Source organism: Pseudomonas sp. NPDC087814 (assembly GCF_044742865.1).
Classification (GTDB): Bacteria; Pseudomonadota; Gammaproteobacteria; order Pseudomonadales; family Pseudomonadaceae; genus Aquipseudomonas.
This window is the reverse complement of sequence record NZ_JBIUVK010000021.1, coordinates 83,900-93,918: the sequence shown is the minus strand read 5'-3', so window position 1 is coordinate 93,918 and position 10,019 is coordinate 83,900. Positions and strand designations below refer to the sequence as shown.

At 60.1% G+C, this 10,019-nt stretch carries 9 protein-coding genes; 8 read left to right on the top strand and 1 reads right to left on the bottom strand.

Features of this window, described 5'->3' with window-relative positions; all coding sequences use genetic code 11:
- Positions 1-20 precede the first annotated feature (20 nt).
- From rpmA to ACIOMR_RS17555, 4 genes are all read left to right on the top strand, one after another.
- Positions 21-296, top strand: coding sequence for a 50S ribosomal protein L27 (gene rpmA, locus ACIOMR_RS17570; protein ID WP_401195470.1), 276 nt, complete (start codon positions 21-23; stop codon positions 294-296).
- 193 nt (positions 297-489) lie between these two features.
- Positions 490-1,713 carry an Obg family GTPase CgtA gene (cgtA, locus tag ACIOMR_RS17565; RefSeq protein ID WP_003215864.1) on the top strand — a complete coding sequence of 408 codons (1,224 nt, stop codon included), beginning with the start codon at positions 490-492 and terminating at the stop codon, positions 1,711-1,713.
- Between the two features lie 123 nt (positions 1,714-1,836).
- On the top strand, positions 1,837-2,955 hold the full coding sequence (gene proB, locus ACIOMR_RS17560; protein ID WP_003215866.1) for a glutamate 5-kinase: 1,119 nt from the start codon (positions 1,837-1,839) through the stop codon (positions 2,953-2,955).
- 17 nt (positions 2,956-2,972) lie between these two features.
- Positions 2,973-3,437, top strand: coding sequence for a CreA family protein (locus ACIOMR_RS17555; RefSeq protein ID WP_008432835.1), 465 nt, complete (start codon positions 2,973-2,975; stop codon positions 3,435-3,437).
- 100 nt (positions 3,438-3,537) lie between these two features.
- Here ACIOMR_RS17555 and rpsT read toward each other — a convergent pair whose 3' ends face one another.
- The gene (gene rpsT / locus ACIOMR_RS17550) at positions 3,538-3,816 is read right to left on the bottom strand and encodes a 30S ribosomal protein S20 (RefSeq protein ID WP_003215870.1); all 279 of its coding nucleotides are present in this window, start codon (positions 3,814-3,816) and stop codon (positions 3,538-3,540) included.
- A 254-nt stretch (positions 3,817-4,070) separates the two neighbouring features.
- On the opposite strand from rpsT, the gene murJ reads away from it, so the two are divergent.
- From murJ to lspA, 4 genes are all read left to right on the top strand, one after another.
- Entirely contained in the window at positions 4,071-5,609 is a 1,539-nt protein-coding gene (gene murJ, locus ACIOMR_RS17545) for a murein biosynthesis integral membrane protein MurJ (protein WP_003215872.1), read from the top strand.
- Between the two features lie 118 nt (positions 5,610-5,727).
- Positions 5,728-6,666, top strand: a complete 939-nt coding sequence (gene ribF, locus ACIOMR_RS17540; RefSeq protein ID WP_003215874.1) for a bifunctional riboflavin kinase/FAD synthetase — start codon at positions 5,728-5,730, stop codon at positions 6,664-6,666.
- A 13-nt stretch (positions 6,667-6,679) separates the two neighbouring features.
- Positions 6,680-9,511, top strand: coding sequence for an isoleucine--tRNA ligase (gene ileS / locus ACIOMR_RS17535; RefSeq protein WP_008432838.1), 2,832 nt, complete (start codon positions 6,680-6,682; stop codon positions 9,509-9,511).
- The gene (gene lspA, locus ACIOMR_RS17530; protein ID WP_003215877.1) at positions 9,504-10,013 is read left to right on the top strand and encodes a signal peptidase II; all 510 of its coding nucleotides are present in this window, start codon (positions 9,504-9,506) and stop codon (positions 10,011-10,013) included. The genes ileS and lspA overlap by 8 nt, the downstream gene beginning before the upstream one ends.
- Positions 10,014-10,019: the final 6 nt, after the last annotated feature.

Here is a 10,019-nt window from a genome sequence, read left to right as displayed (position 1 = left end):
CTGAGGAGGGGAATTGAGTCATGGGACACGAACTAGCTGGTGGTAGTACCCGTGCCGGTCGCGACTCAGAAGCCAAACGCCTTGGCGTGAAGATGTATGGCGGCCAGGTTATCATTCCGGGCAACATCATCGTGCGTCAGCGCGGCACCCAATTCCACGCCGGTTACGGTGTTGGCATGGGTAAAGATCACACTCTGTTCGCTAAAATCGACGGCGTGATCAAGTTTGAAGTAAAAGGCGCTTTCAACCGCCGTTACGTGAGCATTGTCCCGAAGACTGAAGTCGTCGCGGCATAATTACGTAGTTGCTGGAAAAGCCCTGTCTCGCGACGGGGCTTTTTCGTTTGTGGGGTGAGTCTCTTGCAAAGCTGTTTGTGATGGGCGAAAGCAGTGGATTTGCGGTCGTTGCTTGAGGTCGCTGCGCTCATTTTTGCAAGAGTCTTATGTCTTGGTTTTTTAAGCTCGTCCGTGTGGCGAGAGGCGTTTTGTTATGAAGTTCGTTGATGAAGTTTCGATCCGAGTAAAAGCTGGCGACGGCGGTAACGGTTGCATGAGTTTCCGTCGGGAAAAATTCATCGAAAACGGTGGTCCTAACGGTGGTGATGGTGGTGATGGCGGCTCGGTCTACATGATCGCCGACGAAAACCTCAACACCCTGGTGGACTACCGTTACACCCGGCACTTTGATGCCGAGCGTGGCTCCAACGGCGGCAGCACTGACTGCACCGGTAAAAAAGGCGAAGAACTGGTACTGCGGGTTCCGGTCGGCACCACCGTGATCGACTCCGCAACCCAGGAAGTCATTGGTGACCTGACCAAAGCCGGTCAGCGCCTGCTGGTGGCTCATGGCGGCTGGCACGGTCTGGGCAACACCCGTTTCAAGTCCAGTACCAACCGTGCGCCACGCCAGACCACGCCGGGCAAGCCAGGCGAGCAGCGTGACCTGAAGCTGGAAATGAAGGTGCTGGCTGACGTGGGCCTGCTGGGTCTGCCGAATGCCGGCAAAAGTACGTTCATTCGCTCGGTGTCTGCTGCCAAGCCGAAAGTCGCCGATTACCCGTTCACTACCCTGGTGCCGAACCTGGGTGTGGTCAGCGTCGACCGCTGGAAAAGCTTCGTGGTTGCGGACATTCCGGGCCTGATCGAAGGCGCTTCCGACGGCGCAGGCCTGGGGATCCGTTTCCTCAAGCACTTGTCCCGCACCCGTTTGCTGCTGCACCTCGTCGACATGGCGCCGCTGGATGACACCAGTGCACCGGACGCTGCTGAAGTGATCGTCAGCGAGCTGACCAAGTTCAGCCCGTCCCTGGCTGAGCGTGATCGCTGGTTGGTGCTGAACAAGTGCGACCAGATCCTCGAGGAAGAGCACGAAGAGCGCGTCAAGGAGATCGTTGATCGCCTGGAATGGACCGGTCCGGTCTACGTGATCTCGGCCATTGCCAAAGAAGGCACTGAGCGCCTGACTCGCGACATCATGCGTTACCTCGAAGACCGTGCCGATCGCCTGGCCGCCGACCCTGTCTACAAGGCCGAGCTGGCTGAACTGGATCAGCGCATCGAAGACGAGGCTCGTGCCCAGTTGCAGGCGCTGGATGATCAGCGTGCCCTGCGTCGCAGTGGCGTCAAGTCGGTCCATGATATCGGTGACGATGATTGGGACGAGGAAGACGTGGATGATGAAGATGGTCCGGAAATCATTTACGTGCGCGACTGATTCGTTGCAGTAAACTTAAGCGCCGCTCAATCGAGCGGCGTTTTGGTATCTGGAAATCGGTAGTCACGAATAACGTTATGGGCGGCGCTGGGTCGCGCGGCCCTCTATCTAAGGTTGAAGATGATGCGGAGCAAGGTGACAGGTGCGCAGCGTTGGGTCGTTAAGATCGGTAGCGCGCTGCTGACGGCGGATGGCAAGGGGCTGGATCGTGCGGCCATGAGTGTCTGGGTGGACCAGATGGTGGCCTTGCATGAGGCCGGCGTCGAGTTGGTGTTGGTGTCGTCCGGGGCGGTTGCCGCCGGCATGAGCCGCCTTGGCTGGACCGCGCGACCCAGCGCGATGCATGAGCTGCAGGCTGCCGCCGCCATTGGTCAGATGGGCCTGGTGCAGGCCTGGGAGTCCAGCTTTGCCGAGCACGGGCGCCACACGGCGCAGATTCTGCTGACCCATGACGACTTGTCCGACCGCAAGCGCTACCTGAACGCCCGCAGCACCCTGCGTGCCCTGGTTGAACTCAAGGTGATCCCGGTGATCAACGAGAATGACACCGTGGTGACCGACGAGATTCGCTTCGGTGACAACGACACCCTGGCAGCGCTGGTGGCCAACCTGGTTGAGGCTGATTTGCTGGTGATCCTCACGGATCGCGACGGCATGTTCGACGCTGACCCGCGCAATAACCCTGAGGCCCAGCTGATTTACGAAGCGCGTGCCGATGATCCGGCGCTGGATGCGGTGGCTGGCAGTGTCGGCGGTGCCCTGGGGCGTGGCGGCATGCAGACCAAGCTGCGTGCGGCACGGCTGGCGGCGCGTTCCGGCGCGCATACCATCATCGTTGGCGGTCGGATTGAGCGGGTGCTGGATCGTCTCAAGGCGGGCGAGCGCATCGGTACGCTGCTGTCGCCTGAGCGCGGCATGCTGGCGGCGCGCAAGCAGTGGCTGGCGGGGCATCTTCAGACGCGCGGTACCCTGGTGTTGGATGCTGGTGCGGTTTCAGCGTTGTCCCAAGGCAACAAAAGCTTGCTGCCGGTGGGTGTAAAACTGGTCCAGGGCAGCTTCCGCCGTGGCGAAATGGTGGTGTGCGTGGCGCCGGACGGTCGTGAGATTGCCCGTGGCCTTGCCAACTACAGCGCCCTTGAGGCGCAGAAAATCATCGGGCAGTCGTCTGAGGCGATTGTCGGTCTGTTGGGTTACATGGCTGAGCCGGAGCTGGTTCACCGGGATAACCTGATTCTGGTTTAAGTAAAAAGGAAGTCTCGATGCGCGTAATGAAGGGATTGCTCGGTTTGCTGCTGGCGATGCCGTTGCTGGCGTCGGCCGAAGAGATTGGCCAGGTGTCGACGGTGTTCAAGTTTGTCGGCCCCAATGACCGGATCGTGGTCGAGGCCTTTGATGACCCGAAGGTGGATGGCGTGACCTGCTACCTGTCTCGCGCCAAGACGGGCGGGGTAAAGGGTGGGTTGGGTCTGGCGGAGGATCGCGCCGAGGCGTCGATTGCCTGTCGCCAGGTAGGTGCGATTCGCTTCAAGGGCGAGCTGAAGGATGGGGATGAGGTGTTCAAGGAGCGCACGTCCCTGGTCTTCAAGACCATGCAGGTGGTGCGTTTCCTCGACAAGAAGCGCAATACCCTGGTGTATCTGGTCTACAGCGACCGCTTGATCGAAGGCAGTCCGCAGAATGCGGTGACGGCGATTCCGATCCTGCCGTGGCCCACAGCGCAATAAATCTGAAGCAGAGCCGGCATGCCGGCTCTTTTTTTGGCTTTCCCAAATCGCAGGCAATAAAAAACCGACCCTGGGGTCGGTTTTTTAACAAGCTTATCGCTTAGGCTGCAGCAGCAAGGTTCAGAGCCTTGATGTGGCCATTCAGACGACCTTTATGGCGAGCAGCTTTGTTCTTGTGGATGATGCCTTTATCGGCCATACGGTCGATAACTGGCACAGCCAGAACGTAAGCAGCTTGAGCTTTTTCAGCGTCTTTTGCGTCAATGGCTTTAACTACATTCTTGATGTAGGTACGAACCATGGAACGCAGGCTGGCGTTGTGGCTGCGACGCTTCTCAGCCTGTTTTGCACGTTTTTTGGCGGAAGGTGTGTTGGCCACCGTCGAGCTCCTCGAAAGACTTTTTAGGAAATAGCAAACAAAATAGGCCGCGAATCATGCCGATGAGTTGAAGTCTTGTCAAGGGCGTGTGATGCGAACTGCTGAGTGGTCGATCTTAAGAGGCGGGTGATTTATTTCCGGCGCTTGACCTGTAAACTCGCGAGCTTTGGCTCTGTGCTTGTTGCAGGCGCGGAGTATCGCATATGTGGGCCGTTTGTTCGCCTGCTCTTTATCTATAGGCAAAAACTCTTTCAATGAATCTGCTCAAATCGTTGGCCGCTGTCAGCTCTATCACTATGATTTCCCGGGTTCTGGGGTTTGTGCGTGACACGCTGCTGGCACGTATTTTTGGCGCCAGCATGGCCACGGATGCCTTCTTTATTGCCTTTAAACTGCCCAACCTGCTGCGGCGGATCTTCGCCGAGGGGGCTTTTTCTCAGGCATTCGTGCCGATTCTGGCGGAGTACAAGGCCCAGCAAGGCGAGGAGGCGACCCGCACCTTCATTGCCTATGTTTCGGGTTTGCTGACGTTGGTGCTGACGCTGGTGACGATCGCCGGGATGCTCGCCGCGCCCTGGGTGATCTGGGCCACGGCCCCCGGTTTTGCCAATACACCGGAAAAATTCGCCCTGACCACTGATCTGTTGCGGGTGACCTTTCCTTATATATTGCTGATTTCCCTGTCGTCCCTGGCCGGGGCGATCCTCAATACCTGGAACCGTTTCTCGGTGCCGGCCTTCGTGCCGACCCTGCTTAACGTCAGCATGATTATTTTTGCGCTGTTCCTGACACCGTATTTCGATCCGCCTGTGATGGCCCTCGGCTGGGCGGTCCTGGCTGGTGGCCTGGCACAACTGCTGTACCAGCTGCCGCACCTGAAGAAAATCGGCATGCTCGTGCTGCCGCGTTTGAATCTCAAGGACACCGGCGTCTGGCGGGTGATGCGCAACATGCTGCCGGCCATCCTCGGGGTTTCCGTCAGCCAGATTTCCCTGATCATCAACACCGCCTTCGCCTCGCTGCTGGTCTCGGGTTCGGTGTCGTGGATGTACTACGCCGACCGTCTGATGGAATTGCCGTCCGGCGTGCTCGGCGTGGCACTCGGCACCATCCTGCTGCCAACGCTGTCGCGTACCTATGCCAGCAAAGACCGCCACGAATATTCGCGGATTCTCGACTGGGGCCTGCGCCTGTGCTTCGTGCTGGTGCTGCCGTGTGCCGTGGCCCTGGGGTTGCTCGCCGAGCCACTGACGGTCGCGCTGTTCCAGTACGGCCAGTTCACTGCGTTTGACGCCTCGATGACCCAGCGTGCGCTGATCGCCTATTCCGTTGGGCTGCTGGGCATTATCGTGATCAAGGTGCTGGCTCCCGGCTTTTATGCTCAACAAAACATCCGTACCCCGGTAAAGATCGCGATCTTCACCCTGGTGGTTACCCAGCTGCTCAACCTGGCGTTCATCGGTCCGCTGAAGCATGCCGGGCTGGCGCTGGCGATCAGTGTGGGGGCCTGCATCAACGCCGGGCTGCTGTTTTATCAGCTGCGTAAACAGAAAATGTTCCAGCCTCAGGCGGGCTGGGGCTTGTTTGCGCTCAAGTTGGTGGTGGCGGTGGGGACGATGGCCGCGGTACTGCTGGGCCTGATGCACTTCATGCCGGCCTGGGAGCAGGGCCATATGCTCGAGCGCTTCATGCGCCTGGGAGCGTTGGTGGCGGCTGGTGTGCTGGTGTACTTCGGCATGTTGCTGCTGATGGGCTTCCGCTTGCGGGATTTCAATCGCAAGTCGCTGAGCTAGAGACTTTTCGTCGATAAGACGGTTGTTTTATCGATTCGCGCAAATGGCCTGCGCTGTTGCCTGTCGTCCGGGGCCGGGTGTGGTTATAATCGACCACTTTATGAGCAAGAAGCGCGTTATGCAGCTGGTTCGAGGTCTCCACAACCTGCGCCCCCAGCATCGGGGCTGCGTCGCCACTATTGGCAACTTTGACGGTGTTCACCGTGGCCACCAGGCTATCCTGGCCCGCCTGCGTGAGCGTGCGGTTGAGTTGGGCGTGCCCAGCTGCGTGGTGATTTTTGAACCACAGCCGCGAGAATTCTTTACCCCGCAGACGGCGCCGGCGCGTCTGGCCCGCCTGCGGGACAAGCTGCAACTGCTGGCTGAAGAAGGTGTGGACCGTGTCCTCTGCCTGGCTTTCAACCAGCGCTTGCGCAGCCTCAGCGCCGCCGAGTTCGTCGACCGTATCCTGGTGGACGGCCTCGGCGTGCAGCATCTGGAGGTCGGCGACGACTTCCGTTTCGGTTGCGACCGGGTAGGGGATTTCGATTTCCTGCAGCAGGCCGGCGTCACCCAGGGTTTTACCGTCGAAGCCGCGCAAACCGTCGAACTGGACGGCCTGCGCGTGAGCAGTACCCAGGTGCGTAACGCCCTGGCCGCTGCCGACTTCGCCTTGGCCGAGCGTTTGCTCGGTCGCCCGTTCCGGATTGCCGGGCGGGTGCTGCACGGCCAGAAGCTGGCGCGCCAACTGGGCACGCCAACCGCCAACGTGCAGCTCAAGCGCCGTCGTGTGCCACTGACCGGGGTTTACCTGGTGAGTGTCGACATCGACGGCCAATCGTGGCCCGGAGTCGCCAACATAGGCGTCAGGCCCACGGTTGCAGGTGATGGCAAAGCCCACCTGGAAGTTCACCTTTTGGATTTTGCCGGTGATTTGTATGACCGGCGTTTGACGGTGGCTTTCCACCAAAAGCTGCGTGAAGAGCAGCGTTTCGCCTCCCTGGAGGCGTTGAAAACGGCGATCAATGCGGATGTCGCCGCCGCCCGTGCACTAGCCGCACCTAGCGCCCATCGCTAATGAAGAGCCTTAAATGACCGACTATAAAGCCACGCTAAACCTTCCGGACACCGCCTTCCCAATGAAGGCCGGCCTGCCACAGCGCGAACCGCAGATCCTGCAGCGCTGGGACAGTATTGGCCTGTACGGAAAGTTGCGCGAGATTGGCAAGGATCGTCCGAAATTCGTCCTGCACGACGGCCCTCCTTATGCCAACGGCACGATTCACATCGGTCATGCGCTGAACAAGATTCTCAAGGACATGATCATCCGCTCGAAAACCCTTTCGGGTTTCGACGCGCCTTATGTCCCGGGCTGGGACTGCCACGGCCTGCCGATTGAACACAAGGTCGAAGTGACCTACGGCAAGAACCTGGGCGCGGATAAAACCCGCGAACTGTGCCGTGCCTACGCCACCGAGCAGATCGAAGGGCAGAAGTCCGAATTCATCCGCCTGGGGGTGTTGGGCGACTGGGCCAACCCGTACAAGACCATGAACTTCAAGAACGAGGCCGGTGAAATCCGCGCCTTGGCCGAAATCGTCAAGGGCGGTTTCGTGTTCAAGGGCCTCAAGCCCGTGAACTGGTGCTTCGATTGCGGCTCGGCCCTGGCTGAAGCCGAAGTCGAGTACGAAGACAAGAAGTCCTCGACCATCGACGTGGCCTTCCCGATCGCCGACGAAGCCAAACTGGCGCAAGCCTTCGGTCTGGCGAGCCTGGCCAAGCCAGCCTCCATCGTGATCTGGACCACCACCCCGTGGACCATCCCGGCCAACCAGGCGCTGAACGTGCACCCGGAATTCACCTACGCCCTGGTGGACGTCGGTGACAAACTGCTGGTGCTGGCTGAAGAGCTGGTGGAGGCGTGCCTGGCCCGCTACAACCTGCAAGGCTCGGTGATCGCGACCACTACCGGGTCCGCGCTGGAACTGATCAACTTCCGTCACCCGTTCTACGACCGCCTGTCGCCAATCTACCTGGCCGAGTACGTTGAACTGGGCGCCGGCACCGGCGTGGTTCACTGCTCGCCTGCCTATGGCGTTGACGACTTCGTGATCTGCAAGCAATACGGCCTGGTCAACGACGACATCATCAATCCCGTGCAAAGCAACGGCGTGTACGTGCCGTCCCTGGAATTCTTCGGTGGCCAGTTCATCTTCAAGGCCAACCCGGCGATCGTCGACAAGCTGGCGGAAGTCGGTGCGCTGCTGCACACCGAAACCATCACCCACAGCTATATGCACTGCTGGCGTCACAAGACCCCGCTGATCTACCGCGCCACTGCGCAGTGGTTTATCGGTATGGACAAAGAGCCGACCAGCGGCGAAACCCTGCGCAAGCGTGCGATCAAGGCGATCGAAGACACCAAGTTCGTTCCGGCCTGGGGTCAGGCGCGCCTGCACTCGATGATCGCCAACCGTCCGGACTGGTGCATCTCCCGCCAGCGCAACTGGGGCGTGCCGATTCCGTTCTTCCTGAACAAGGAAAGCGGCGAGTTGCACCCACGTACCGTCGAGCTGATGGAAGAGGTTGCCCAGCGCGTTGAACAAGAGGGCATCGAAGCCTGGTTCAAGCTGGACGCCGCCGAGCTGCTGGGCGACGAAGCGCCGCTGTACGACAAGATCAGCGACACCCTCGACGTCTGGTTCGACTCGGGTACCACCCACTGGCACGTACTGCGCGGCTCGCACCCGATGGGCCATGAGACCGGCCCGCGTGCCGACCTGTACCTGGAAGGTTCGGACCAACACCGTGGCTGGTTCCACTCCTCGTTGCTGACCGGTTGCGCGATCGACGATCATGCCCCGTACCGCGAGCTGCTGACCCACGGTTTCACCGTCGACGAGAACGGTCGCAAGATGTCCAAGTCCCTGGGCAACGTGATCGCGCCGCAAAAGGTCAACGACACCCTGGGCGCCGACATCATGCGCCTGTGGGTTGCCTCTACCGATTACTCGGGCGAGATGGCCGTTTCCGAGCAGATCCTGCAGCGCAGCGCCGATGCCTACCGCCGGATCCGTAATACCGCACGCTTCATGCTGTCGAACCTGACCGGTTTCAACCCGGCCACCGACATCCTGCCGGCCGAGGAAATGCTCGCCTTGGACCGTTGGGCCGTGGACCGTACCCTGTTGCTGCAGCGCGAGCTGCAAGAGCACTACGGCGAATACCGCTTCTGGAACGTCTACTCGAAGATCCACAACTTCTGCGTGCAGGAGCTGGGTGGTTTCTACCTCGACATCATCAAGGACCGCCAGTACACCACCGGCGCCAACAGCAAGGCCCGCCGTTCGGCGCAGACCGCGCTGTACCATATCTCTGAAGCGCTGGTGCGCTGGATCGCCCCGATCCTGGCATTCACCGCCGACGAACTGTGGGAATACCTGCCGGGCGAGCGTAACGAGTCCGTGATGCTCAACACCTGGTACGAAGGCCTGACCGAATTGCCAGCCGACTTCGAGCTGGGCCGCGAGTACTGGGAAGGCGTAATGGCCGTCAAGGTTGCCGTGAACAAGGAACTGGAAGTGCAGCGCGCGGCGAAGGCCGTTGGCGGCAACCTGCAGGCCGAGGTCACGCTGTTTGCCGAAGAAGGCCTGACCGCTGACCTGGCCAAGCTGAGCAACGAACTGCGCTTCGTCCTGATCACCTCGACCGCCAGCCTGGCGCCGTTTGCCCAAGCGCCTGCAGACGCAGTCGCGACCGAAGTCCCGGGTCTCAAGCTCAAGGTGGTCAAGTCGTCCTTCGCCAAGTGCGCCCGTTGCTGGCACTGCCGTGAAGATGTCGGCGTGAACCCCGAGCATCCGGAAATCTGCGGTCGCTGTGTCGACAACATCTCTGGCGCTGGCGAGGTTCGTCACTATGCCTGAAGCCAGTCGTTTTGGACGCCTGGGCTTGCTCGTGTTGAGCGTGCTGGTGCTGGTCATTGACCAGCTCAGCAAGGCTCACTTCGAAGGCGCCCTGGAGATGTACCAGCAGATCGTGGTGATTCCCGACTACTTCAGCTGGACCCTGGCCTACAACACCGGCGCTGCGTTCAGCTTCCTGGCTGACAGCTCCGGCTGGCAGCGCTGGCTGTTTGCCCTGATCGCCGTGGTGGTCAGTGCCGTGCTGGTAGTCTGGCTCAAGCGCCTGGGGCGTAACGACACCTGGCTGGCCGTTGCGTTGGCGCTGGTGCTGGGTGGCGCATTGGGCAACCTGTACGACCGCATTGCCCTGGGCCATGTGATCGACTTTATTCTGGTGCATTGGCAGAACCGCTGGTACTTCCCGGCGTTCAACTTTGCCGACAGCGCCATCACCGTCGGTGCAATCATGCTGGCGTTGGATATGTTCAAAAGCAAGAAAACCGGAGAGACCGTTCATGACTGAACAGGT